At 72.6% G+C, this 23,777-nt stretch carries 21 protein-coding genes; 12 read left to right on the forward strand and 9 right to left on the reverse strand.

Annotation, left to right across the window (positions count from 1 at the left end; all coding sequences use genetic code 11):
• The gene (locus tag LPA42_RS08750) at positions 1-465 is read right to left on the reverse strand and encodes a hypothetical protein (protein WP_077936365.1); all 465 of its coding nucleotides are present in this window, start codon (positions 463-465) and stop codon (positions 1-3) included.
• Between the two features lie 140 nt (positions 466-605).
• Here LPA42_RS08750 and LPA42_RS08755 point away from each other — a divergent pair, with 140 nt between their 5' ends.
• Positions 606-1,433 (forward strand): DUF72 domain-containing protein, encoded by an 828-nt coding sequence (locus LPA42_RS08755; RefSeq protein ID WP_198956461.1) that lies wholly within the window; start codon positions 606-608, stop codon positions 1,431-1,433.
• A gap of 48 nt (positions 1,434-1,481) precedes the next feature.
• Here the strand turns inward: LPA42_RS08755 and LPA42_RS08760 are convergent, their stop codons facing one another.
• The 7 genes from LPA42_RS08760 to LPA42_RS08790 form a co-directional block, all read right to left on the reverse strand.
• Positions 1,482-3,314, reverse strand: coding sequence for a hypothetical protein (locus LPA42_RS08760; protein ID WP_077936364.1), 1,833 nt, complete (start codon positions 3,312-3,314; stop codon positions 1,482-1,484).
• Between the two features lie 391 nt (positions 3,315-3,705).
• Positions 3,706-4,935, reverse strand: a complete 1,230-nt coding sequence (locus LPA42_RS08765; RefSeq protein ID WP_077936363.1) for a hypothetical protein — start codon at positions 4,933-4,935, stop codon at positions 3,706-3,708.
• 172 nt (positions 4,936-5,107) lie between these two features.
• Positions 5,108-6,466, reverse strand: coding sequence for a lectin (locus LPA42_RS08770; RefSeq protein ID WP_077936362.1), 1,359 nt, complete (start codon positions 6,464-6,466; stop codon positions 5,108-5,110).
• 341 nt (positions 6,467-6,807) lie between these two features.
• Positions 6,808-8,061 (reverse strand): AMP-binding protein, encoded by a 1,254-nt coding sequence (locus tag LPA42_RS08775; RefSeq protein ID WP_077936361.1) that lies wholly within the window; start codon positions 8,059-8,061, stop codon positions 6,808-6,810.
• 156 nt (positions 8,062-8,217) lie between these two features.
• Complete coding sequence (locus LPA42_RS08780; RefSeq protein ID WP_077936360.1) at positions 8,218-8,901, reverse strand: response regulator transcription factor; 684 nt, start codon at positions 8,899-8,901, stop codon at positions 8,218-8,220.
• Entirely contained in the window at positions 8,898-9,980 is a 1,083-nt protein-coding gene (locus LPA42_RS34390) for a sensor histidine kinase (RefSeq protein ID WP_144082556.1), read from the reverse strand. The genes LPA42_RS08780 and LPA42_RS34390 overlap by 4 nt, the downstream gene beginning before the upstream one ends.
• A gap of 128 nt (positions 9,981-10,108) precedes the next feature.
• A complete protein-coding gene (locus tag LPA42_RS08790) occupies positions 10,109-11,059 on the reverse strand; it encodes a UbiA family prenyltransferase (protein WP_077936358.1) in 951 nt (316 codons plus the stop codon).
• Positions 11,060-11,260: 201 nt separating this feature from the next.
• Between LPA42_RS08790 and LPA42_RS08795 the strand changes: the two genes are divergently transcribed.
• The 9 genes from LPA42_RS08795 to LPA42_RS08835 all read left to right on the forward strand — a co-directional run bounded on the left by LPA42_RS08795 (position 11,261) and on the right by LPA42_RS08835 (position 20,350).
• Positions 11,261-11,971, forward strand: a complete 711-nt coding sequence (locus tag LPA42_RS08795; RefSeq protein WP_077936357.1) for a BTAD domain-containing putative transcriptional regulator — start codon at positions 11,261-11,263, stop codon at positions 11,969-11,971.
• A 40-nt stretch (positions 11,972-12,011) separates the two neighbouring features.
• Positions 12,012-12,239, forward strand: coding sequence for a hypothetical protein (locus tag LPA42_RS08800; protein ID WP_043962046.1), 228 nt, complete (start codon positions 12,012-12,014; stop codon positions 12,237-12,239).
• Positions 12,240-12,495: 256 nt separating this feature from the next.
• Complete coding sequence (locus tag LPA42_RS08805; RefSeq protein ID WP_043962045.1) at positions 12,496-13,503, forward strand: glycosyltransferase family 2 protein; 1,008 nt, start codon at positions 12,496-12,498, stop codon at positions 13,501-13,503.
• Positions 13,503-14,486, forward strand: a complete 984-nt coding sequence (locus LPA42_RS08810) for a lysylphosphatidylglycerol synthase domain-containing protein (RefSeq protein WP_228986474.1) — start codon at positions 13,503-13,505, stop codon at positions 14,484-14,486. The genes LPA42_RS08805 and LPA42_RS08810 overlap by 1 nt, the downstream gene beginning before the upstream one ends.
• Positions 14,487-14,688: 202 nt before the next feature.
• On the forward strand, positions 14,689-16,017 hold the full coding sequence (locus LPA42_RS08815) for an aspartate aminotransferase family protein (RefSeq protein ID WP_198956460.1): 1,329 nt from the start codon (positions 14,689-14,691) through the stop codon (positions 16,015-16,017).
• Complete coding sequence (locus LPA42_RS08820; protein WP_077936356.1) at positions 16,014-17,063, forward strand: NAD(P)-dependent oxidoreductase; 1,050 nt, start codon at positions 16,014-16,016, stop codon at positions 17,061-17,063. Before LPA42_RS08815 ends, LPA42_RS08820 begins: the two co-directional genes overlap by 4 nt.
• Positions 17,064-17,081: 18 nt before the next feature.
• On the forward strand, positions 17,082-18,068 hold the full coding sequence (locus LPA42_RS08825; RefSeq protein ID WP_198956459.1) for a UbiA prenyltransferase family protein: 987 nt from the start codon (positions 17,082-17,084) through the stop codon (positions 18,066-18,068).
• 45 nt (positions 18,069-18,113) lie between these two features.
• Complete coding sequence (locus LPA42_RS08830; protein WP_077936351.1) at positions 18,114-19,172, forward strand: glycosyltransferase family 2 protein; 1,059 nt, start codon at positions 18,114-18,116, stop codon at positions 19,170-19,172.
• A complete protein-coding gene (locus LPA42_RS08835; protein WP_077936350.1) occupies positions 19,169-20,350 on the forward strand; it encodes an endonuclease/exonuclease/phosphatase family protein in 1,182 nt (393 codons plus the stop codon). The genes LPA42_RS08830 and LPA42_RS08835 overlap by 4 nt, the downstream gene beginning before the upstream one ends.
• Positions 20,351-20,476: 126 nt before the next feature.
• Here the strand turns inward: LPA42_RS08835 and LPA42_RS08840 are convergent, their stop codons facing one another.
• Complete coding sequence (locus tag LPA42_RS08840; RefSeq protein ID WP_077936349.1) at positions 20,477-21,430, reverse strand: aldo/keto reductase; 954 nt, start codon at positions 21,428-21,430, stop codon at positions 20,477-20,479.
• A gap of 229 nt (positions 21,431-21,659) precedes the next feature.
• Here LPA42_RS08840 and LPA42_RS08845 point away from each other — a divergent pair, with 229 nt between their 5' ends.
• Both LPA42_RS08845 and LPA42_RS08850 read left to right on the forward strand, forming a co-directional pair.
• Positions 21,660-22,859: a nucleotide disphospho-sugar-binding domain-containing protein gene (locus LPA42_RS08845; protein ID WP_077936348.1), complete on the forward strand. Its 1,200-nt coding sequence runs from the start codon at positions 21,660-21,662 to the stop codon at positions 22,857-22,859.
• A gap of 37 nt (positions 22,860-22,896) precedes the next feature.
• Positions 22,897-23,358: an S-adenosylmethionine decarboxylase family protein gene (locus LPA42_RS08850; RefSeq protein WP_043962040.1), complete on the forward strand. Its 462-nt coding sequence runs from the start codon at positions 22,897-22,899 to the stop codon at positions 23,356-23,358.
• Positions 23,359-23,777 lie beyond the last annotated feature (419 nt).

Consider the following 23,777-nt stretch of genomic DNA (forward strand, 5'->3'; position numbering starts at 1 on the left):
TCAGCCCCCGGCGGCGGCACCGCCGCTCGTCCCCGCCGGCGGCAGCGCGCCCGGCTCGGCGGGCGGAGGCGGCAGCGCGCCCGGCTCGGCGGGCGGGGGCGGGTCGGCCAGCAGCGCGACGAGCTGGGCGACGAGCGCGTCGTCGACCTTCGTCGCCCCGGTGATCACCAGCTCCCGGTCACCCCGGCGCAGCCGGACCGACCGGGCCTTGATCCGGTCGGCGTAGGCCACCGCGATCAGCGCGATCGTGCGCATGGTGGCGGCCGAGAAGAGGCCGCCGACGGCCAGCATCCCCAACTCCCAGGCCTGCTGCGACTTGCCGTGGGTGGTCGCGGGCGACTGGGCGTACGCGACGCGTAGTCCCCGCACGGACCGCAGGTCGTCGGCGAGCCCGCCGGTGAGCTGGTCGACCCGTTCGGCGGAGACCGCCGCGGCAGGCTCCACGAGCAGCTGAAGCTCCGACATGCGCACCTCCGTCAGACGGGCGGGATGTCCACATTCAACACCACCGGCGCCAGTCCGGTGGGCCCGTGCCACCCGGGGCGGACACCGGCCCGGCGCACCCGGATAGGGTCTGGCCCATGCGGCTGCACGTGGGATGCGCGATGTGGGCGCACCGGTCGTGGCAGGGGCGCTTCCTGGCGCACCCGCTGCCCGCCCAGGAGCGCCTGCGGCACTACGCCGGCTGGTGCGACGCGGTCGAGGGGAACACGACGTTCTACGCGACCCCGAGCCGGGACGCCGTGGCGTCGTGGGCGCGGCAGACCGGGCCCGACTTCCGGTTCGTGGTCAAGCTGCCCAAGCTCGTCACCCACGAGCGCCGCCTCGCCGACGCCGACGCCGAGTTGGGCGCCTTCCTCGACGCGATCGAGCCGCTCGGGCCCCGGGCCCACGCGCTCTGGGTCCAGTTGCCGGGGTCGTTCGCCCCGGCCGACGTGCCCGCGCTGGCCCGGTTCCTGCGCCGGCTCCCCGCGTCCCACCGGCAGGCCGTGGAGGTGCGCCATCCCGCGTTCTTCGCCGACGCCCACGCGGCGCGGCTGCTCGAGGAGACGCTCGCCGTCACCGACGCCGAGTGGATCCCGTTCGACACCACCGCGTTCTTCGCGAGCCCACCGACCAGCGACGCGGAGCGGGAGGCGTGGACGAGGAAGCCGCGCCTGCCGCTGCGGACCCGCGCGCTGACCGACCGGCCGATCGTGCGGTACCTCGGCCGCGACGACCCCGAGCGGACCGTCGACGGCTGGCGGCACTGGGTCGACGTGGTCGCCGGCTGGCTGCGCGAGGGCCGCTCGCCCACCGTGTTCGTCCACACCCCGGACAATGCCGACGCGCCCGCGCTCGCCCGCCGGTTCCACGACGAGGTGCGCGGGCGCGTGCCCGGCGTCGAGGCGCTGCCCGAGCCGGTGCCGGTCGGGCCCCTCACCCTCTTCTGAGTGCCCCGGGGGGCCGCCCGGCGCCGCCGGGCAGCCCCCCGGGATCGGTCAGCGTCCGGTGGGGGTGAGCCTGATCAGCTCCCAGCCGCCCTCCGGCACGTCGTCCGTCGGGTCGGTACGCAGGTTCATCGGGTTGGCCATTCCGAGGTACAGGGTCGAGCCGTCGGCGACCATGGTGCGGAAGCCGTAGTTGAGGTAGTTTCCCAGCCCCTTCGTGTCCACGGCGGTGGCCCCCCGCAGGCTGGACTCGAACACGTACAGGTCGCCGCCGTAGAGCTCGGGGTCGATCTCGATCGGGTCCAGGTCGTCGCTCAGCCCGCGCGCCGCGTTGGCGAAGCCCATCTGCCGCGCGGCCTCGGGCAGCAGGTCCTTCGCGAGGTAGCTCCAGTCCATCGTGCCGACGAAGAGCCGGCCGCCGGCGACGGCCATGGTCCAGGTGTAGTTGGTGTAGACGTTGCCGAACCCGCTGTGGCCGTACTTCGGCTTGTAGCCGGTGGAGGTCCACTTCCAGGCGCCCGCGCCCTCGTTCGCCGTCGGGTCGTACGCCGGTAGCACCCGCTCCCCGTAGAGCAGCTCCACCTTCTCCCGGTCGGTGTCGAACCGCTTGCCCCGGAAGATGCTCACCGGGCGCTGGGTTTTCTCCAGCATCGCCCGCGCCGCGGTCTCGTCGGCCGGCGGGTACAGGTCGGCGACCACGCTCGTCGACTTCATCGGGACGTGCATCGTCCCCCAGTAGAGGTAGCCCTGGTAGGACATCAGCGCACCGAGGCCGTACGTGCCGGCGATGACCGGGTCCGGCTCGTAGGACGCCGCGCTCCAGACCTGCTTCCAGCCGACGGTGTCCTCCTCCGTCAGGCCGGGCGCGCCGTCGGCCAGCGGCGGGCTCATCCAGACGCCGGCGACGGCGGGGTTGGGCTCGTCGGCCGGCGTGACGCCGGGACGGCCCCAGCCGGAGCCGGCCGTCGAACGCGCGGCGAGCGACCCGCCGGTCGCCGCCGACCAGGTGCTGACGAAGACCCGACCGTCGTGCTCCGTCAGGTCGGCGATCTGGGCGGGCAGCTTGCCGACCTCGACGAAGTTGAACGGGTTGGTGCGGTCGCCGGCCCAGCGCAGCATGTACCCGCCGTCCCGGCCGTTGGCGCCGACCCCGACGCCCGCGTAGAGGACGTCGCCGGCCACGAGGAAGTGGCGGATGTTGCCGTACTTGGTGAAGTTGGCCGAGCCGAGGTAGTCGCCGGTCGCCGTGTCGAACGCGAACATGTTGACCGTCTGGCCGAGGGCCGGCCCGGCGAGCAGGACGACGCCCTGGTGCGTCCCGCCGGCCCGCAGGCCCAGCGTCCTCTTCAGCCGGGACGCGTCGTCGGCCGACGCGTTCATGATGACGCCGGTCTTCTCCGTCTGCACTTTGGAGGCCAGGTCGTAGACGTACACCCGGGGCTGCCGGTGGTCGCCCACGTTTGTCGGCATGGTCGGGTTCTGTACGACAATCTGACTGCTCGCGAACTCGCAGACATAGTCGTCGTTCAGCCGCGGGTTCGGCAGGGAAAGAGTCGAACCCGTTACGATGCAGTTAACATTTGCTCCGGTGCCGAACCACAGGCGATTGTTCGCCTGGGCGAGCGACCACACGTACGCCTGGTTGACCTTGGCCTGTCCCTGCGCACACGGCGGGCCGGCCGGATAGGGCTGCCCGATCCCGGCGAAACATTCGTCGGGAAGCGCCTTTCCGAGCAACTCGTGCTCGAATGTCGTCGACGCCCGCGGCAGCAGCCCCGGCTCCCCGGGAACCGCCGCCGTGGACGGCGCGGCGGCGAGAACCGGCAGGACGCCGAGTGCGACGGCGGAGAACAGCCGCCATCTAGACATTCTGGGCCGATGCATCAATGCCCTCTCTCTCGACACAATCTCTTCGTCGTGATGCATTGACGATTACCGGACACGACGAAAGCGACACTCACCGTAACGGAGGATCGCCAACTCGGGCGCGGCAAAACGTCTACGGCATCACTGCCGGGAGTCCGGCAGAAATCCGGCTGAATGACAAAAATGGATATTCGGCTCGGATTCCGAGCGCCCACAGCGTACCGCCGAGGACTGCTCCTGTCAGCCGGTCCCCGGTGGACGCGAATGGCGCCGGCGAATGCCCGGCCACTCCGGGAGAACAGAAGAAGGCCCTGGCCTGGTGATTCGCACCCAGGCCAGGGCCTTACCGTCGGTACGCCGCCCGGACCGGGGTCCGCGAGGCGGAGAAGAACGGGACGTCCGGTCAGGCCTACACGACCACCTGTGCGGGGGTCGACCGGTTGGTGGTGGTGCCGTCGCCAAGCTGCCCGGAGATGTTGTTGCCCCAGCACCACAGGCCACCGTCGGTGCGGATCGCGCAGCCGTGGTAGGTCACGGCGAAGCCGTCGGTCCAGGTGGTGGCGGTGCCGATCCGGGTCGGGGTGTTCCGGTGGGTGGTGGTGCCGTCGCCCAACTGCCCGGAGTTGTTGTTGCCCCAGCACCACAGGCTGCCGTCGGTGCGGACCGCGCACGACGAGTCGACGCCGGCGTCGACCCGGGCCCACGTGGTGGCGGTGCCGACCTGGACCGGCGTGGTCTGGAAACCGGTGCCGCCACCGAGCTGGCCGTACCCGTTCTCGCCCCAGCACCACAGGGTCCCGTCGGTGCGAACCGCGCAGGTGTGCGCGTAGCCGGTCGTCACGCCGGCCCAACTGGTCGCGGTCCCCACCTGCGTCGGCGTCGACCGGTAGCTCAGGATGCCGAGGCCGAGCTGGCCGTCCGTGCTGTCGCCCCAGCACCACAGGGTCCGGTCGGTGCGGACGGCGCAGGTGTGCGCGTATCCGGTCGAGACGCTCACCCAGGTGGTCGCCGTGCCGACCTGCAGCGGGGTGGTCGTCCAGTAGGGAGACGAACCGGTGCCCAGTTGCGTGTTGCGGTTCAGGCCCCAGCACCACAGGGTGCCGTTGGTCCGGACGCCGCAGGTGTGGTTGGCGGCGACGCTGACGCTGGCCCAGTTGGTGGCGTCACCGACCTGCACCGGGGCGGTGCGCCTCGTGGAGGTCCCGTCACCGAGCTGCCCGTTGGAGTTGCCGCCCCAGCACCACAGCGTCCCGTCCGTGCGCACCCCGCACGTGCTGCTGGTGCCGGCGTCGATGCGCGCCCAGGTGGTGGCCGCACCGGCCTGGACCGGGGTGGTGCGGTTGGTGGTGGTCCCGTCGCCGAGCTGGCCGCTGAGGTTGTCGCCCCAGCACCACAGCGTTCCGTCGGCGGGAATCGCACAGGTGTGCGCGTTACCCGCGGCCACCCGGGCGACCGGCGCGGCGGCGAGCGAGGCGTTCAGCGACCCGCGCGCGGCGGAGCCCGTGCCCGCGGTGGCCGGGCCCGCCGTGACTCCGACGGCGAGCGCCGCGATCCCGATGGCTGTCGTCGCCGCGGCGACGGCTGTTCTCGCCGCCCGCCCCCAGCGCACCCACCGGCTGCCGTCCTGATGTTCGTTCATGTGCTGTTCTCCCCACAAAACGTCGTTTCCTGCACGGCGGAGGCGGCGTTGCCCCGGCAGGCCGCCAGCGGCCCGCCACGTCGATAAGTTGACCTTACGCATCGGCCAGCGTCAATCTATAGCCTGTCGGGGCACCGCCGGATCCACCGTTTCGTCCGCGACGTTCAGCGGGTCAGCTACGGCTCCACTTCTGGCTGGCCGCCCCGGTGCAGTCCCAGATCTGGGTGCGCGTCCCGTTGGCCGTACCGCCGCTGACCAGGTCCAGGCACCGGCCCGAACCGACGGCGGTGATCGTGCCGTCGGCGTTGAACCGCCACCGCTGGTTGGACTGGCCGTTGCAGTCCCAGATGATCACCGAACTGCCGTTGGCGGTGGCACCACCGTTGACGTCGAGGCACTTGCCGCCGAAGACCCGCAGCTCCTGCGCCGCGGTCGAGGTCCAGGCCTGGTTGCTCTGGCCGTGGCAGTCCCAGATGATCGCCGCAGCGCCGTTGGCCTGCGAGCCGCCGTTGACGTCCAGGCACCGGCCTGCGGTGGTGTTGCGCACGGCCGAGGTGCCGCCCGGCGGCGGGGTGGTCGGGCTGACGGTGGGCGACGGCGTCGGACCCGTGCTGTCGAACTGGGTGAAGAACCGCCACACCTCGCCCTTGGTCCAGGTCCGGACACCGCTGTCGCCGCCGCCATCCACCGGGCCGGGGGTATGGCCGCCGTCGAACGCGGCCCACACCACCGGATAGCCGGACCGGCAGCCGGAGTAGGTGGTGGTGACGTGGGTCAGGCTGCCCGCCCTCGGCTCGGGCGGGTTCTGCGCCGTGCACCCGTTGTTGCGCACGAACGTGTCGCGCAGGGACCGGCCGGCGGAGACGTTGAGCACCGGGTCCCCGATGCCGTGGATCCCCATGTACGCGATCGGCTGGGTGCCGCCGCTGCAGCCGCTGAGCTGCCCGCCGGAGTAGACCGCGACGGCGCGGAAGACGTTCGCCCGGGAGCAGGCCAGGGAGTAGCTCATGCCCCCGCCGTAGCTGAAGCCGAGCGCGAACAGCTGCGTCGTGTCGACGCACAGGTCCGCCTCGATCTGCCTGATCATGTCGTCGACGAAGGTGACGTCCTGGCCGCCGGGGTTGGCCCAGCCGTTGCCGTTGCCCTGGGGCGCGACGAAGATCGTGCTGTTGTTCGCCTGCTGGCGCAGCCCGTAGTAGGACCAGGCCGCCCCGTCCGTCCCGCCGGAGTCGACGTCGTTGGCGGTGCCGCCGTTCCAGTGGAAGCCGAAGATCAACCGGTAGGGGTGGTTCCGGTCGTAGTTGTCGGGGATCCGCAGGATGAAGCTGCGGTTCTGGCCACTGCTCTGGATGGTCCGCTGGCCGCTGGTCAACGTGGGCGCCTTGCCGCACCCCGCGGTCGCCGCGGCGGCCCCGAGGCCCGCGGCCGACGCGGCTCCGCCCAGGCCGCCGGCCAGTGCCGTCGCGCTCACGCCGGCGACGAGGATCGCCGCCGCCGCGATGGTTCCGAGAATTGGTCTGCGCTTCGCCATGATGGGCTCCTGCCACTCGGCACGGACTGATTCAGGTGCGGGGGTCCACGGCGCTCCCCTGCCGGCCGCTCCTGATGGCGCACACCGCTGGGGAGACACCGGGAGAGGCGCACGACGTGCCCGCGGTGCCCGGCTCCGCCTCCGCAGGCTCCATCTCCGGTCTCGCTGCCCATGCAGGACCGGATGGTCTTCGAATCGTCGACGGCATCCGTACCGCACGGAGCCGGACGCAGCCCGGACCGTCCGCTGGCGTCGAACCGATTCGGCAAGACCCTAGAACCATCGAGTGAGATATGTCAATGCCATGTCCGGCAGGTTGCGGCCCCGACAACCCCGTACGCTCAGTCCTCCCCCTCGACGAGCGCGAACCCGTGCCCCGGCAGACACCGCGCCCGGCACCCGGTCCGGAACATCCGGCTGCCTTCGGGCGCGCCCAGCGGATCGGGCAGGAAACGGGCCAGGGTCAGCTCCGGCCGGTCGAGGTACCCGACGGCCAGCATCGGGCCGGCCAGGAACAGCTCCCCGACCTCCCCCGCCGGCACGGGCCCGAAGCCGGCGTCGAGAACGTGCCACCGGTGCTGCGGCAACGGCGTCAGCACCTCGCCCCCCGGCACCACCGCCGCCATCATCGAGGTCTCGGCGAAGCCGAACAGTTCCATCTCGTCGGCCCGGCCGGCGTTCCGGTCGATCCGCAGCGACCACCGTGCCGGCCCCGCCGTCTCGTCGTCCCGGGCACCCGCGCCCGGCGCCTGCGCCGCCGGCAGGAGCAGTTCCGCGCCGGTGAGCAGCGCGCGCGTCGCCGCCACCACGCCCACCAGCGGGCCCGCCGACGCCGGCACGCTCACCCGGTCCCCGTGGCCCGACGGCGGCAGACCACAGGCGCCGGCCAGCCAGCTCAGCTGCGAACCACGCCACACCACACCCACCGCGCCGTCGGCCAGCGGCACCACCAGGGACGGCCCGGGCTCGTCCCCCGCCGGCACGGCCAGCGACTCCTCGGTGCGGCCGTTGGCCTGCCAGAACGCCCCGGTCACGCTCCGCCAGCGCTGCCGGACCACCGGCCACCCGCCGGGCGTCGCCGCCCCCGCCGGGGTCAGCACCAGCTCCGGCTGCGCCTCCCGCACCGCCGCGTCCGGGCGACTGCCGACACACAGGACACAACTGGCTCCGGTGGCCAGCACCGCGAGGGCCGCCGCGACCAGGTCCTCGGCGCGTTCGCCGACGACGGCGACCCGCCGGCCGGGGCCCGCCCCGGCCGCGACCAGCCGGTCGGCGACGTCGTCGATCGACTCCCACAGTCGTCGGTAGGACAGCCGCAGGTCGCCGACGCACAGCGCCGGCGCGTCGGGCTGCTCCCCCGCAGCCTTGCGGAGCAGACCGACGAGGCTGATGTCGGTCGCGAGGGAGCGGGTCGGGTCGTTGGCCCGCGTTACGCCGGTCAGCTCCGCCACCTGCCGGCCACAGGCCTGGATGGTGCCGGCGAACGGCATGGCCCGCCACCCCGCGGGCGGCCGTCGACCGATGGGCCAGACCGCGAAATCCCGGGCCTGGCTGACCACCAGTTGAAAGTAGCGGGACTCCCTCCACCCAGACATGCGGCGCTCCCAGTTCCGGAGACTGGCCCGGCATACATCCCGCCGGCGCGAGGCCGGGAGAACACCGGGCGAAACCTCGACGACATCCGACCGAACCAACCTAGGCGACGCCGGTCACGGCCCGGTCATGCCTCACGGTGCGCGCCGCGTGGGTCGTCAGCGGGCGCTGGGCCGGTCGTCCATCGGCTTGATCAGCCGGGCGGCGGTCGCCTTGCGGATCGCGTCCACCCGGGACACCGCCTGCAGCTTGGCGTAGATGTTGGTGAGGTGCCGCTTGACCGTGGCCTCGGTGATGAAGAGCCGGCTGGCGATCTGCGCGTTGCTCATCGCCTCCGCGGTGAGCCGGAGGACCTCCAGCTCCCGCGAGGTCAACGGCGTGCCGTTCGTCCGCGGCTTCTGCCGGTCCAGCCGCTCCACCGTCTCGCGGGAGACCGCCAGCAGGACGCTCTGCGTGGGCCGGCGGACCACCGAGCGCACCGCGGCGACCAGGTCGTCCCGCAGGATCGTCTTGAGCAGGTATGCCACGGCGCCGGCCTCCAGCAGATCGTGCACCATGTCCGGGTCGTCGTGCATGGTCAACACGATCACCCGGGTCTCCGGTGCCACCCGTCGGGCCTGTCGGATCACCGCCGCCGCGCCCGGTCCCGGCATCTCCACGTCGAGCAGCAGCACGTCCGGGCGCAGCCGCATCACGAGGGCCAGCGCCTCCGGGCCGGAGGACGCCTCACCGACCACCGCGAACTCCGGCTCGGTGGAGAGCATCTCCTTGATGCCGTCGCGCAGCAGGGTGTGGTCGTCGGCCAGGCACACCCGGATCTGGGACCGGTCCGTGTCGGTCACAGGCCCGCCTCGGCGAACGGGATCCGCACCTCGACCCGGGTGCCCTGACCCGGCGCGCTGATCAGCTCGACCTGCCCGTGCAGCAACTGGGCCCGCTCGAACATCGACGGCAGGCCGCCCCGGGCACGGTCCGGATCTGTCGTGTCGAAGCCGCACCCGTCGTCGACGACCGTGGCGGCCACCGCGTTGTCTCCCACGTCCACCGCGATGTCCACCCGGCTCGGCGCGGCGTGCCGCAACGCGTTGCGGGCGGCCTCCCGCAGGATCAGGTAGAGCTCCTCCAGCACGTCCGGCGGGAGCACCTTGAGATCGCCGTTGGTCACCAGCGAGAACTGCATCGGAGGCGGCACGTTGGCCTCCAGATAGCCGCGCAGGGTGCGTTCCAGGCCGTATTCGCCCACCGAGCGACGGAGCTCGGCGGAGAGGCCGCGCACCGTGCGGACCGCCTCGTCGAGCGACTCGATGGCCGAGTCGATCTTCGCGCGGGCCTGTTCCGGGTCACGGTCGGCGTAGTGCCGGTGCAGGTCGAGCCGGTGCAGGGTGAGGCCCATCTCGTGCAGGACCCGGTCGTGCAGCTCGCGGGCGATCCGGGTGCGCTCCTCCTGCCGGGACGCCTGCAGCTTCTCCATGAGGAAGCCCACGTACGACAGCGAGGCCAGCGCGACCCGGGCCATGATCGCCTCGTGCAGCGCGCGGCTGAGTCGCAACGCCCCGGCGCTGTCCGTGGCCGGCAGACCGCGCGTGATGATCGGCAGCATCACCTCGAAGAGGGTGGTCGCGGCGCGGAGCGACTGGACCGGGTGGATCCCGCGCCGGGCCCGGTCGGCGCCGATGTCGACGGCGAACAGCCGAGCCTCGCCGACCAGGTCCATCGGTGGCGCATCCGTCATGGACACCCGGGCCGCGACATCGCTGAGCACCGCCTGCACCTGGGCCGCGAGCTGCGCCAGGACGTCGGGACCATTGGCCAGGTCACTCTCCTGCTGACGCAGTGAGCGTTGAAACGCTTCGACGATCTCGCGCGCCATCGAGGACAGTTCGGCCTCGGCCACGGGCTGCATCGCGTACGGATTCGCCACGGACCCCCCCGCTGTCTCGCCAGAGGCTACCACGGTAGCGCGCCTGTAGCGGAGCGTAGACCCTCGGCTGACAGTGACGAAGATAACCGTCCACTGACGACACTGGCGGCCCGTCGCCCGGCCCGTCGTCAGCCGGGGAACAGCCCCAGCACGCTCAGGTGCACGGCGTACTGGCTGACCATGAAGAGCCGGTACGGGCGGCGCTGGAGCCACCGTCCGGTGGCGCCGGCCCCGGTGAGCAGGCAACCGACCACCCCCGTCGCGCCGATGGCCAGCACCACCGCCGGCAGGAGCAGCACCGGAGTCAGCACCAGGGCACCCGTCAGCAGCACGCCGCCGGCCATCACCACCAGGACGGCCATCAACCGGCGGGCGGGCCGGTCGCCCAGCAGCACCGGCAGGGTGCGCCGGCCGGCCGCCCGGTCACCGGCCACATCGGAGAGGTCCTTGGTGGTGCCGCCCAGCGCCATCCACAGCGACATCGCCACCGACAGCACCACCAGTTCGGGACCCACCGGGCCGCCGGACGCGGCGGCCCCGGCCAGGTAGGTGACGATCCCACCCGAGGCGACCACCAGCACGAAGCCGAACATGTTGCCCTTCTGCGGCCGGGGACCGGCAGAGTAGAGCCAGCCGAGGGCCAGCATCAGCGCCACCAGCCCGGCCAGGCGCGCCGAGACCGCCGCTGCCGACACCAGGGCGAGCCCGGCCAGGGCCACCACGATCCGCCGGGCGACGCCGACGGGGAGCGCCCCGGTGGCGAGCGGGCGCGGCGAGCCGTTGCGCCGGTCCTCGACCTGGTCGGAGAGCCCGTTCAGCAGGTAGACGAACCAGGTCGCGCAGAGCCAGGCGAACGCGCCGACCAGCAGCGACCCGGGCCGGGTCAGCACCGCCTGCGGGGCGGCCACGGCCGCGCCCGCGAGGAAGCGCAACTGGAAGACGACCTGGACGACGGGGCGGGCCTCCCGCCAGCTCGCCGCCACGTGCCGGCAGCCTTCCGCGACCGCCACCGACGACGGCCGTACGACACCGACGGACCGGGAGTACCGGTCGAACCGAATAACCGAGTGGTAGGTCATGTGAATATGGTGGGCGGGAAACGCGTTACCCGGTTCACCCGAGTCACTAACTTACGCCTACGACGTAGGTAGCAGGGCACCTACCACCTAATGCTACTTCCGTCGCCACATTGATTACGCCACCTTGGCCACCACCGCGCAGGCAATTTACGGTCGGCAGGGCACCCACAGCCCGTGAACGACAGAGCGTGGTGGAACACTATGTCAGACATCGCAGTCACGTCGAGCGCCGAACTGCTCGGCGGATTCCGGATCACCATCGACGGTCGCACCGTCACCAACTGGCGGGCCGGCAAGTCCCAGGCGCTCGTGCAATACCTGCTGCTGCACCGGGGCCGACCGGTCAGCCGGGACACCCTCCGCTCGGCGCTGTGGCCGCACCTGCCCCCGTCGGCCGGCGCCACCTCGGTGAAGGCCGCGGTGCACGGGGCCCGGCGCGCCCTCTGCGCGACGGGCGAGCGGCACGCCGCGGTGCGGATCGCCTCGGTGGACGGCGGCTACCTGCTCGAGGCCGACCAGCTCCGGATCGACGTGGCCACCTTCGAACGCCGGATCGCCGCCGCCACCGCCGCGGTCGCCACCGGCGACCGGGTGCTGGCCGCCGGGCACCTGCGGCGCGCGGTGGAGGTCTACCGGGGCGACCTGCTGCCCACGCAGGACGCGGAGTGGGCGGTGGCCGAGCGGGAGTGGTGCCGCGTCCGCGCCCTGCACGCCCTGCGGCTCCTCAGCGACCTGGCCCTGGAGTCCGGGGACTGGTGGGCCGCGATCCGCTGGAACCGCCGGGCGTTGGAGGTGGACCCGTACGACCCGGCGGCCTTCACCGTCCTGGCCGACTGCCACCGCCAGCTCGGCATCACGGCGGCGGCGCTGCGCTGGGACGAGCTCGCCCAGAGCCGGCTGGCGCAGGTGTGACCCCTGCAAGGACCGACCGCACACCCATGGAGGGAGCAGCATGACCATCACGATCCCGCTGGAGCACCCGGCCCCGATCCCGTCCGCACCGCCCCGGGCCGCCGGTGACCGGCTCTCGGCCGGCCCGCCGGTGACGGACCCGGCGCCGCCCGCCCGCAGCTCGCTGGGCAGCCGGTTCCGGCAGGCCCTGCACCGCGTCCGGCGAAACCTGCTGGCGGTGGCCGACGACTGCCCCCCGATCCTGCTGTACACCGCGCACCGCAACTGAGACCAGCCGCACCGTCCCTGTCCGAGGGCGTTCCGCACGTCGTGCCAGACGTGCGGGGCGCCCTTTTTCTCTGCCGATTTCCCACTGCCGAGAAAGCCCATGCGCTGATGGTCGTAGATGCACCTTCCACCTTTGAGGAAATCCCGCCCGAATGAGGATGCGCCACCTTGGCCGGAGGAATCGACGTCCCTAACGTCGTTGGCACCGGTATTCATCGACGTCGACCACGGCGTCGGGAGTGAGGGGGAGAGGCCGAATGGCCGCTGATGGGCAGAGAGTTTCGGTCGTCATACCGAACTACAACTACGAGAAGACGCTCGGTGCGTGCCTGGACGCCGTGTTCGCGCAGACCCACCGGCCGTACGAGGTCATCGTCGTCGACGACGGTTCCACCGACCGGTCCCGCGACATCGCGGCCCGGTACCCGTGCCGGGTGGTCGACGGCGGAGGCAACCGGGGCGTGTCGGCGGCCCGCAACATCGGCGCACGGGCGGCCACCGGCGACATCCTCTTCTTCGTCGACTCCGACGTGGCGCTGCGCGCCGACGCGATCGCCAACGCCCTGGCGGTGCTCGCCGCCGACCCCACCTGCGGCTGCGTGCACGGCACCTACGACACCCAGCCGCTCTACGACGACGGGCCGATCGAGCACTACAAGGTGCTGCACGCGCACTGGTGGCGACGGCGCAGCGTGGGCCGGGTCAACACGGCGATCTTCGCGCTGGCCGCGGTGCGGCGGTCCGCGTTCCTCGCCGCCGGCCCGTTCCACGAGGAGCTGCGCGACGCCGAGGACGTCGAGTACAGCGAACGGCTCGCCCGGGTCACCGGCATCAGGCTCACCGACACGGTGGTCGGCCGGCACGACGACTGCGCCCGGTTCGGGGACATGCTGCGCGAGCAGTACCGCCGGTCGCTGCCGCTGGCGGCGTTCGCCGGGGCGCACCGCATGCGTGCCGGCAGCGTCGCGGTCAATCCCGCCCTCGGCGTGCTGGCCGCCCCGCTGGTGCTGGCCACCCTGCCGCTGGGGTTGCTGCACCCGGCGCTGCTCGCCGTGCCGCTGGCCTGCTTCGGGCTCTTCCTGCTCGCCGACCCGGGGCTGCTGCCGTTCGTCCGGCGCGAGCGCGGCACGGCCTTCCTGGCCTGGTTCGTCGGCGTACACCTGGTGGCCCAGCTCGCCATCGTGGTCGGCGCGGCGGCCGGCCTGGTCGCCCGGCTGCGCGGCACCGGCAGCCCCCGCCCCCTGCCCCTCGCGGCGGGTCGGTGATGGGCCGGCGGCGGTTGTGGCGCACGGCGCTCACGGCGGTCTTCGTGGTCGCGGTGCTCGGCGGCGTCGCAGTGGCCCTGCGCGGGCAGGACTGGTCGACGCTTGGCCGGCTGCTGCGGCCGGACACCGCCGGATGGCTGCTGGCTGCGCTGCTGGTCACCGGGGCCGGCCTGCTCTGCGGCATGCGGGCCTGGACGCTGACGCTGGCCTCGGTGGGTGCGGAGGTGCCGTCCCGCACCGGCGTACGGATGTTCTTCGTCGGGTTCCTCGGCAAGTTCGTCCCGGGCCGGCTGTGGGGCCTGCTGGCCCAGCTCCGGCTCGGCGACGCCGCCGGGGTCAGCCGGGGCCGGATGGCCGGCACCTACCTGGTGAACCTGGTCGTGGTGCTGCTGACCGGCGGCGCGGTGGGGCTCCTGGTGGCCCCGGCCGTGCTCGGCACCGGCGCCGGGCTGGCCTGGCTGCTCCTGCCGGTGGCCCTGCTGGTGGTGCTGGCCGTCCGGCCCGGGCTGCTCGACACCCTGGTCCGGCTGGCCGCCCGGGTCGCCCGCCGGCCCCAGCCGGCACCGCTGCACCGGCCCGCCGAGGTCCGACGCTCGATCGGGTGGCAGACCCTGTCCTGGGTGCTCTCGGGGGTGCACCTGTGGGTCGTCGCGGCGCTGCTCGGCGCGGACGCTCGCGCCGCCCTGGCGGCGGCGGTCGGCGCGTTCGCCCTGGCCACCACCGCCGGCACGTTCGCCATCTTCGTGCCGGACGGCGCCGGCGTGCGGGAGGTGCTGGTGGTCGCGGCCCTGTCCACCGTCCTGCCCCTGCCGGCGGCGGTCACCGCAGCGGTGGCCAGCCGGGTGCTCAGCACCCTCGCCGAGGTGCTCACGGCGGGCCTGGCGCTGCTCACGGTCGCGGTCTCGGACCGGCTCGCCGCCAGGGGTCGCGCCGCCACCCCACCCGCCGGGGCGGACGCCCGGCTCACCCCGACCCCCGGCTGACCCCCGCCGGGCGCAACCACCCCGACTCCACCACCACCTCCGCTCCACCACCACCTCCGCTCCACCACCACCTCCGTGAAACCCGCTGAGGAAAGGACCCCTCATGACCGAGCTACTGACCATCGACGACGCGGAGCAGCTCTCCGTCGCCGAGGTGCAGGACCTCTACCGCAAGCACGTCAACAAGAGCCAGGTCAGCCTGATGACCTCGTTCGGCTTCGGCCGGGAGCTGGTCGACCACGCCGAGGGCCCCTGGATCCACACCCGGGACGGCCGGCGGATCCTCGACTTCACCGGCGGCGTCGGGGTGCTCAACCACGGGCACAACCACCCCCGGATCCTGGCCGCCCGCCAGCGCTTCCAGCAGCAGCGGCGGATGGAGGTGCACAAGACCTACTTCTCGCCGTACCTGGCCGCCCTGTCGCACAACCTGGCCGCCGTGTTCCCCGGCGACCTCGACATGTCCTTCCTGCCCAACTCCGGTGCCGAGGCGGTGGAGGGCGCGGTCAAGCTCGCCTACAAGTACCACGGCGGCAAGCGCAACACGATCATGCGCAGCGACATCAGCTTCCACGGCAAGCTGCTCGGTTCGGGCAGCCTAACCGGCAGCTCGCAGAACCACTTCACCTTCCCCGGCATCCCGGGGGTGGTGAGCTTCCCGTACGACGACCTGGCCGCGGTCCAGGCGGCCGTCGACGCGACCCGGGACCGCCGGGGCAAGTGCGACGTGTACGCGATCCTCATCGAACCCTTCAGCGCCTCGACCATGCGCTGGTGCTCGGAGGAGTTCCTGCGCGGGCTGCGTGAGCTGTGCACCCGCGAGGACATCGTGCTCATCTTCGACGAGATCTACACCGGCTGGGGCAAGACCGGCACGATGTTCTACTTCATGCGCTACCCGGGGCTGATCCCGGACGTGGTGACCACGTCGAAGTCCTTCGGCGGCGGCAAGTCCTCGATCTCCGCGTACGTGGCCCGGCGGCCCATCTTCCACAAGGCGTACGAGAGCTTCAACGACGCGCTGCTGCAGAGCACCAGCACCACCTACTACGGCTTCGGCGAGGAGACGGCCACCGCGATCGAGGCGATCAACGTGGCGGTGGAGGAGGACTTCCCCGCCCGGGCCCGCGACATCGAGCGGATCCTGGGCCCCGGGTTGGCCCGGATCGCCAAGGAGCACCCGGACGCGGTCGCCGAGGTCCGCGGCGCTGGCGCCCTGTGGGGGGTGTTCCTCGACGCGCCGCGCGTGCTGGACCTGGTCACCAAGCTGGCGCCCAGCGGCCTGGCCAAGGACCCGCAGTTCGGCACGAAGCTCGTCACCTGCGCGGTCATCAGCGCCCTCTACCGGGACCACGACATCTACACGTACTACACGCTCAACGGCAAGAACCCACTGGTGGTCGGCCCGTCGCTGGTGACCGGCACGGCCGAGGTGGAGCACTTCCTCGACCGCCTGGACCAGACCCTCGCCCAGGGCCTGCCCCGGCTGGTCACCCGTTTCGTCAAGGAGAAGGTGTCGTCGCTGTGGTGAATCAGAACGCAAAGACGGTGGTGGTGACCGGCGGCAGCGGAATGCTGGGCGGGCACCTGGTGCGGGCGCTGGCCGCCGACGGCTGGCGGGTGCGCGGCCTGGACGTGCGCGACCCGATCGAGCCGGTACGGGGCGTCGAGTACACGGTCGCCGACGTGCGGGACCGGGCCAAGGTCGGTGCCGCCCTGGCCGGCGCGGACGCCCTGGTGCACACCGCCGCCGCCCTGCCCAGCTACCCCGAGGACGAGATCCGCTCGATCATCGTGGGCGGCACGGAGACGGTGCTCGACGCCGCCGCCCGCGCCGGCACGGCCCGGGTGGTGCACGTCTCCTCGACCGCCGTGTACGGCCTGCCGAACGTGGTGCCCACCACCGAGGAGTACCCGCGCGAGCCGGTCGACCCGTACAGCCGGGCCAAGGCCGGCGCGGAGGAGGTCGCCGAGCGGTACCGCGCGGCCGGCATGGTGCTGCCGATGCTGCGGCCCAAGACGTTCCTCGGGCCGGGCCGGATGGGGCTGTTCTCGATGCTCTTCGAGTGGGCCGAGGAGGGCCGCAACTTCCCGGTGCTCGGCAAGGGCGACGTGCGGATCCAGATGCTGGCGATCGACGACCTGGTCGACGCGGTACGCACCGTGCTGCACGCACCGGACGACGTCGCCAACGACACGTTCAACATCGCCGCCGACCAGTTCGCCACCCTGCGGGAGGACTTCCAGGCGGTGCTGGACGCCGCCGGCCACGGCAAGCGCGTCGTCTCGGTGCCGGTGCGCCCCGCCGTCGCCGCGCTGGAGCTGCTGCAGCGGCTGAAGCTCTCCCCGGTCTACGGACGCCTCATCCACAAGCTGCGGGCCGACTCCTACGTCAGCGTCGACAAGGCCCGCGACGTGCTCGGCTGGACGCCCCGACTGTCCAACCGCGACGCCATCCTGCGCACCTACGACTGGTGGCGGGCCAACAACCGCACCGCCGCACCGACCTCGTCCGGCCGGACCAGCCGGGACCCCTGGAAGCAGGGCGCCCTCGGCCTGGCCAAGGCCATCTTCTGATCGGCACCGGAGGTAACCGTGACTGTCCTCGTCGACCCGCCGACCCTCGACCGGCCCGCTCCGGTCGCCCCCACGGCCGCCCTGTCCACCGGCTCCCGCGCCACCGACCGCAACCTGGTGCGTGACCTGACCACCCTGATCCGGCCGCACCAGTGGGCGAAGAACCTGCTGGTGGTGCCGCTGGTGCTGATCGACACCCCCCGGCTCGGCCTGGGTGTCCTCGGCCGGGTGAGCTGGGCGGTGCTGCTGTTCACCCTGGTCTCCGCGCTGGTCTACGTCTGGAACGACGTCTACGACCGGCACCGCGACCGGGCGCATCCCACCAAACGCAACCGACCGATCGCCTCCGGGCGGGTGAGCGTGCCCACCGCGTACGCCTTCGGTGCCCTGCTCGCCACCGCGCTGGTCGCGGCGGTGGCGTTCGGACCGGCGTTCCCGTGGTGGCCGCTGGCGGCCTACCTGACGCTGAACGTCGCCTACAGCAGAGGGCTCAAGCACCTGCCGCTGCTGGACGTGCTCGTGGTGGCCGGTGGCTTCCTGCTCCGGGTGGTGCAGGGCTACCTGGCCGCCGGGGTCGCCGTGTCGAGCTGGCTGCTGATCGCCGTCTTCTCCCTCTGCCTGCTGCTCATCCTCGGCAAGCGGCGGCACGAGATGGCCGTCGGCGGCAGCGCCCACCGGCCCTCGCTCGCCGGCTACTCGGTCCAGTACCTGGACCTGCTGATCGTGCTCTGCGCCGCGGTCGCGATCAGCGGCTTCCTCGGCCACGTGCAGGCCACCATCCCCACCCCGTACCAGGCGCTGGCCCTGGTCGGCTCGACCCCGTTCGCACTCTTCGCGGTGGCCCGCTACCTCCAGGTGGTGGTCGTCGACGGCGACGGCGGCGAACCCACCCGGGTGCTGCTGAAGGACCGGGCGATGCTGGTCAACGCCCTGCTGTGGGGCGTGCTGATCGGCGGCGTCCTGCTCGTCACCCAACACCCGGCCCTGCTCGCCCTCGCCCACTGACGATCCCGACCCACCTCACCCACCCCCTCCTGAGGAGACAGCCCCATGACGACCCCGACCGCGAACCCGCTGGTCTCGGTGATCATCCCGAACTACAACTACGGCAACTCCATCGGCAGGTGCATCGACGCCGCGCTGGGGCAGACCTACCAGCCGATCGAGGTGATCGTGGTCGACGACCACAGCACCGACGACTCGCTCGCCAAGGCCCGCCAGCGGCCGGTGACGGTGCTCCAGACCCCGCGTAACAGCGGGGTGGCCGTCGCCCGCAACACCGGCGCCGCGGCGGCCCGCGGCGAGATCCTCTTCTTCGTCGACTCCGACGTGGCGCTGCGCCCGGACGCGGTGCAGCTGGCGGTCGCCGAGCTGGCCGCCCACCCCGATTACGGCGCGGTCTGCGGCATCTACGAGGAGGACCCGCTGATCCGCGACAGCATCGTCGAGGAGTGCCGGGTGCTCCAGGCGTACTCCTGGCGGATGGCGTCCCTCGGCGAGGTCAGCTTCCTGTTCTCGTCGCTGACCGCGATCCCCCGCCGGGTCTTCGAGGAGGTCGGCCCGTTCAATCCCCGGCTGCGACAAACCGAGGAGGTCGACTACGGCGAGCGGATGTCGGCCCGTTACCAGATCATGGTCACCGACAAGGTCCGCGGCTGGCACGACGACGACGACGAGCTGTGGCCGCTGCTGCACAAGCTCTACCGCCGGGCCCGGCTGCGGGTGCCGCTGTTCGCCCGGCGGCGGCGCTTCGCCAAGGGCTTCGAGAGCCCGGCCCGCTCCTTCGGCACCGTGGCCGCCCTCGGCGTGCTCGCCAGCCTGCCGCTGGCCGTGCTGCACCCCGCCTGGCTGCTGCTCACCGCCGCCCTGTTCGGCATCTCGCTGTCGGCGGACGCGGAGATGTACCGGCACGTGCGCCGCCGCAAGGGCCTGCCGTTCCTGGCCGTGTTCACCGCCGTCGCCTTCGGTACCAACGTGGCGATCGCCGCCGGCATCGCGGTCGGCGCCCTGCAGTGGCTGGTGTCCCGCGACTTCCGCCGGCTGTACGACGCCGACTGGTCGGCCGCCCGCACCCCGTCGTCCCCGACGATGGTCGGGACCACGGCATGAGCCTCCTGCTCGACCCCGTCCCCGGCGCGGCCACCGCCGCGCCGGGGACCCCCGGGGTCACCACCCCCGCCGCACCACAACGCCACGCCGCGGTCAAGCCGGGGTGGCCGCGCCGGGCCCGCTGGCTCGCCGCGCTCACCGCCTGCTGGGCGGTGTTCCTCACGACGTTCCTGCTCCTCACCGGTGGGCACTGGTGGTGGCGGCCCGTCGAGCTGATGCCGCCGCTGGTCTTCGTCGCCGTACCGCTGCTGTTGCTGGCCTTCGCCCCGCTGGCCCGGCCGGCGCGCGGTCGGCTCGCCGTCGCCGCGCTGTGCTGCCTGGCCGTCGGCTTCGACGTGTCGGGCCTGAACCCGGCCGCGCTGTCCGGCGGGGCCACCCCGGCCCCGCCCGGCGCGGTCCGGGTGTTCTCCTGGAACACCGAGTACTGGTACGACGGGTCCGACCCGCAGCGCTTCCACGACTACCTGGCCGCCCAGCAGGCCGACGTCTACCTCCTCCAGGAATACGTCGGCTGGGACCTGGACCGGCACCGGCCGGTCCGGGTGGACCACGTCGCCGAGCTGCGCCGGCTCTTCCCCGACTACCAGGTGGTGGCCGTCGGGGAGCTGCTCACCATGTCCCGCTACCCGATCGTGGCCTCGCGGGCCCTGGACGGGCTGCCGTACCTGGGCGACCCGGTGCGGCACGGGGTGCCGGCGGACTCGGACTTCGGCGACTACTACCGGCATAAGGTGCTCCGCACCGATCTGCTCGTCGACGGCCGGGTGCTCTCCGTCTACAACGTGCACGTGCCGGTGCAGCTCGACATCTCGATGGACCCCACCGACCCCGAGTTCACCGAGTTCATGCGGGCCCAGGAGGATCGCCGGCAGGCCCACTACCGGGCGCTGCGGGCCGACCTGGCGGGCAACCGGAACGGGCAGCTCGTCGCCGGTGACTTCAACGCCACCTCGGCGATGGGCGAACTGCACGACCTCGCCGGTGGGATGACCGACGTGGCCGAGGCCAGCGGCCTTCTCTACCCGGCGTCCTGGCCGGACAGCAAGCCGTGGTGGCGGCTGGACTGGGCGTTCGTGTCCGGCCCGATGCAGTCCCACGACTACCGGATGGTCGGTCCGCAGGGCCTCTCCGACCACCTCGGACAGCGGTTCACCGTCTCCCTCACCGGCACCGGCTGACCGGCACGCGCGGCCAGCGGCCGGCCCCGTCCCGCTCCCCCCGCCCGGGGAGCGGGACGGGGTTTCTGCGTGGACACACGGCGACCGGGCAGGGGAATCCCCTGCCCGGTCGCCGACGCGGGTGGTTCAGCAGGCCTCGTCGAGGCGCTTGCGCAGCTCGGTCGGGAGGTCCAGGTCGACCGCGGCGAGGGCCTCGTCGAGCTGGGCCACCGAGCTGACCCCGACGATGGGTACGATCGCCGGCTCCCCGCCGATCAGCCAGCTCAGCACCACCTGGTTGACGGTGACGCCCAGCTCGTCCGCCACCTCGCGCAGCGCCTGGAGCCGCCGCTCGGTGCCCGGGTGCTGGTAGTGCTCCGGCAGCGGCTTGTCCGGCCGGGTGTACGAGCCCCACAGCAGGGTGCTGTACGCGAACATGGTCAGCCCCCGGCTGCGGACGAGGTCCAGCAGCTCGTCGCTGGCGTGCACGTGCCCGCCCTCGGGCAGCGCCGTCGCCGGGCGGGGCAGCAGGTACGAGTAGCGCTGCTGCACCGCCGTGTACGGCGTCCAGCCCCGCGCCTCGGCCAGCGCCCGGGTCTCGGCCAGCCGCCAGGCGGCGTGGTTGCTGGCCCCCAGCGTCCGCACCTTCCCCTCGGTCACCGCCTCGTGGAACGTCGCCAGGGTCTGCTCGTCGGGGGTGTCGCGGTCCTCCCGGTGCGAGTAGTACAGGTCCAGGTGGTCCACGCCGAGCCGCTGGAGCGAGCCGGCCAGCTGGGTGCGGATCACCTCCGGGGCGAGCCCCTCGGCCCCGCCGTGCGCGCCGGGCCCGGAGCCCACCTTCGACGCCAGCACCAGGCCGTCCCGGCCGCCCCGGCGGGACAGCCACCGGCCGAGCACCGTCTCGCTCTCGCCGCCGACCCCGTTGGGGACCCAGAACGAGTAGCAGTTGGCGGTGTCGATGGTGGTGCCGCCCGCCTCGACGAAGCGGTCCAGGATCGCGAACGAGGTCTCCTCGTCCACTTCGGTGCCGAACGCCATCGCGCCGAGGCAGAGCTGGCTGACCTGGATCCCCGCGCCGCCGGACAACTCGCGTTGCCTCATGAGTCCCTCCCAGAGTGTGACGGTCCGTCGCGCCCAGGATAGGGACGGCAACCCTCCGCAGGCCCGCTCCTGATCGATATCTACGACCTTCGGCGCAGGGTAGATGGCACCCAGGGCGCATCTGTGCCGACGGCGGACGTCGCCACCTTGTTGCCGCGGTTGCCGGCTTCCTACAGTCGCCGCAGGGCACCGGCCACAGCGGTGCGGTGCCCGGAAGGAGGATGACACCATGCGGGTCGGCCTGGTTCCCGGCGTGTGGTCGTACGGCCTCGGCTCGGTCTCCACCGTGCTCAGCGTGTACGAGGCGGTTCGCCTCGCGGGGCACACGCCGGTGCTGTTCGCCAGCCCACACTTCCGGCCCCTGCTGGACCGGCTGGGCGTGCCGGCGGTGCCGATCCCCGGGCCGGAGACCGCGCCGTACCCCGACGCGACGACCGCCCTGCGCCTGGACGACCTGCTGTCCCGGTCCGCGTACGCCGACCCCGACCTGGTGGAGACCGTCCTGGCCGCGCAGTTGCGGGAGTTCCGCGCCCGCCGGGTGCAGGTGCTCTTCCACGACTACGACCTGACCACGGTGGTCGCCGGGTCGCTCGCCGGCATCCCCGTGGTCAGCCCGGTCACCTGGCCGGACCACCGTCTCTTCGGGCGGGGCAGTGACAGCTGGGCGCCGGTGGACACCCGGGCGCTGGCCGCGTTCCGGCCGGCGCTGAGCCGCAGCCGGGCACCGGAGCCCCAGTCCCTGTCGGAGGTGCTCTTCACCTGGAGCACCCGCCTGGTCTACCCGCTGGCCCCCGAGATGGACCCGCTGGTCGCGCGGCACAGCACCGGCGAGTACGTCGGCCAGCTCACCGCGGCGTCCCTGGACCGGCACCTCGTCACCGGGCCGGTGGACTGGCCCCGGCCGGGGCAGCGCGGGCTGCTGGCCTACACCAGCGGGCCGCCGATGGACGCCGACTGGTACTACCGGCACTGCCTCGCGGCGTTCGAGGGCTCGGACGTCGACGTGCTGATCGCCTCGGGCAGCACCGACACGGCCCCGCCCCGGGTGTCGCCGCAGGGCAACGTGCAGGCGTGGCCGCTGCTGCCGATGCGCAACCTGCTCGGGCGGGCCAGGGCGCTGCTCTGCCACGGCGGCCGGGGCACGCTCGCCAGCGCGGTGCACGCCGGCGTGCCGCTGCTGGTCTTCCCCGGCGGGGACCCGGAACGCGAGTACTTCGCCGACATGCTGGCCCGCCAGGGGCTGGCCGCCAACTGCGGGGACGACGACTGGCGTCCGGAGCGGCTCCGGGAACTCGTCGACCGCGCCGGCAGCGTCCGGCCGTCCCGCCCCGCCCGGGCCGCCGCGCCGCCGACCGGTCCGGCCCGCGTCGTCTCGATCATGCAGGAACTGACCGCCGACCCGGTCCGGCTGCTGTCCCGCGCCGGCTGACTCCGCACCGACATCCCACCGACAAGGAGAACGACCGATGACCGGGCACCCTGGTGACCATCCGATCGACGACCACTACGGCGACGAGCTGACCCTGCGGCTGTCCGCGGTCACCGACACCCGCGCCCTGGACGACGGCGAGGCCCTGCACACCTTCATGCGCGACCTCGTCGCCCGCATCGGCATGACCGTGATCGCCGGGCCGCTGGTCGCCAGCGAGGACGGCCCGCCGCACCAGGCCGGCAAGTCGGCCGTGGTGATCCTCGCCGAGTCGCACGCCGCCATCCACACCTATCCGGGGCTGCGGGAGGTGTTCGTGAACATCTTCTCCTGCAAGCCGTTCCGCGAGGCCGACGTGCTCGACGAGCTGGCCGGGCTGGTCGGCGGGTTCGAGATCAGCGAGCGGTCCCTGACCCGCCGGGGTGAGAACTGGCCCCGTGCGCTCGGGCCGGCGGCCCGGCTGTGGCGCAGCCAGCGGCTCGCGGCGGTGGGTGCCTGACGGGCGGCGCGCGGCGCGGGGCCGGCCGGTCAGCGCGGCCGGCAGCGTGACGGTAGTTCCGGAAGTTTCGAAGATCCGGCTCCGGATCACCCGTGCCCGCCCCGCGAGGGCGCATGACCATGCGGAACGCGATCCGCAGGCGCTGCGGCCGGCCCACCGGCGGCCACCCTCGGCCCGCACCCCGAGAGAAACAAGTTTCGGGAATATTTCGGAAAATCGTTGACAGACCCAAATTCGGCGTCTTACGTTCGTCATCGACGGTTCTCAATGCTGTCGATGTCACCCCCCGCGACCCCGTCCCGGTCGTACCCGAGGACCGCCCGCCCACCGTGTGGTGAGACGCCGAACGACCGGCTGCCGCGCCTGGCCGCCGACAGCCCGCCGGGTCGCACCGCGGCGCTGGCCACCACCAGCTGTCA

Origin of the sequence: Micromonospora sp. DH13, assembly GCF_020873825.1 — a bacterium.
Lineage (GTDB): Bacteria > Actinomycetota > Actinomycetes > Mycobacteriales > Micromonosporaceae > Micromonospora > Micromonospora haikouensis.

Coding starts and splice junctions, on each gene's coding strand:
- LPA42_RS08835 (WP_077936350.1), top strand. CDS start 19,169: ATGAGCCTCCTGCTCGACCCCGTCCCCGGCGCGGCCACCGCCGCGCCG.
- LPA42_RS08830 (WP_077936351.1), top strand. CDS start 18,114: ATGACGACCCCGACCGCGAACCCGCTGGTCTCGGTGATCATCCCGAAC.
- LPA42_RS08755 (WP_198956461.1), top strand. CDS start 606: ATGTGGGCGCACCGGTCGTGGCAGGGGCGCTTCCTGGCGCACCCGCTG.
- LPA42_RS08765 (WP_077936363.1), bottom strand. CDS start 4,935: ATGAACGAACATCAGGACGGCAGCCGGTGGGTGCGCTGGGGGCGGGCG.
- LPA42_RS08810 (WP_228986474.1), top strand. CDS start 13,503: ATGGGCCGGCGGCGGTTGTGGCGCACGGCGCTCACGGCGGTCTTCGTG.
- LPA42_RS08790 (WP_077936358.1), bottom strand. CDS start 11,059: ATGACCTACCACTCGGTTATTCGGTTCGACCGGTACTCCCGGTCCGTC.
- LPA42_RS08795 (WP_077936357.1), top strand. CDS start 11,261: ATGTCAGACATCGCAGTCACGTCGAGCGCCGAACTGCTCGGCGGATTC.
- LPA42_RS08750 (WP_077936365.1), bottom strand. CDS start 465: ATGTCGGAGCTTCAGCTGCTCGTGGAGCCTGCCGCGGCGGTCTCCGCC.
- LPA42_RS08845 (WP_077936348.1), top strand. CDS start 21,660: ATGCGGGTCGGCCTGGTTCCCGGCGTGTGGTCGTACGGCCTCGGCTCG.
- LPA42_RS08760 (WP_077936364.1), bottom strand. CDS start 3,314: ATGCATCGGCCCAGAATGTCTAGATGGCGGCTGTTCTCCGCCGTCGCA.
- LPA42_RS08840 (WP_077936349.1), bottom strand. CDS start 21,430: ATGAGGCAACGCGAGTTGTCCGGCGGCGCGGGGATCCAGGTCAGCCAG.
- LPA42_RS08815 (WP_198956460.1), top strand. CDS start 14,689: ATGACCTCGTTCGGCTTCGGCCGGGAGCTGGTCGACCACGCCGAGGGC.
- LPA42_RS08775 (WP_077936361.1), bottom strand. CDS start 8,061: ATGTCTGGGTGGAGGGAGTCCCGCTACTTTCAACTGGTGGTCAGCCAG.
- LPA42_RS08805 (WP_043962045.1), top strand. CDS start 12,496: ATGGCCGCTGATGGGCAGAGAGTTTCGGTCGTCATACCGAACTACAAC.
- LPA42_RS08770 (WP_077936362.1), bottom strand. CDS start 6,466: ATGGCGAAGCGCAGACCAATTCTCGGAACCATCGCGGCGGCGGCGATC.
- LPA42_RS08800 (WP_043962046.1), top strand. CDS start 12,012: ATGACCATCACGATCCCGCTGGAGCACCCGGCCCCGATCCCGTCCGCA.
- LPA42_RS08850 (WP_043962040.1), top strand. CDS start 22,897: ATGACCGGGCACCCTGGTGACCATCCGATCGACGACCACTACGGCGAC.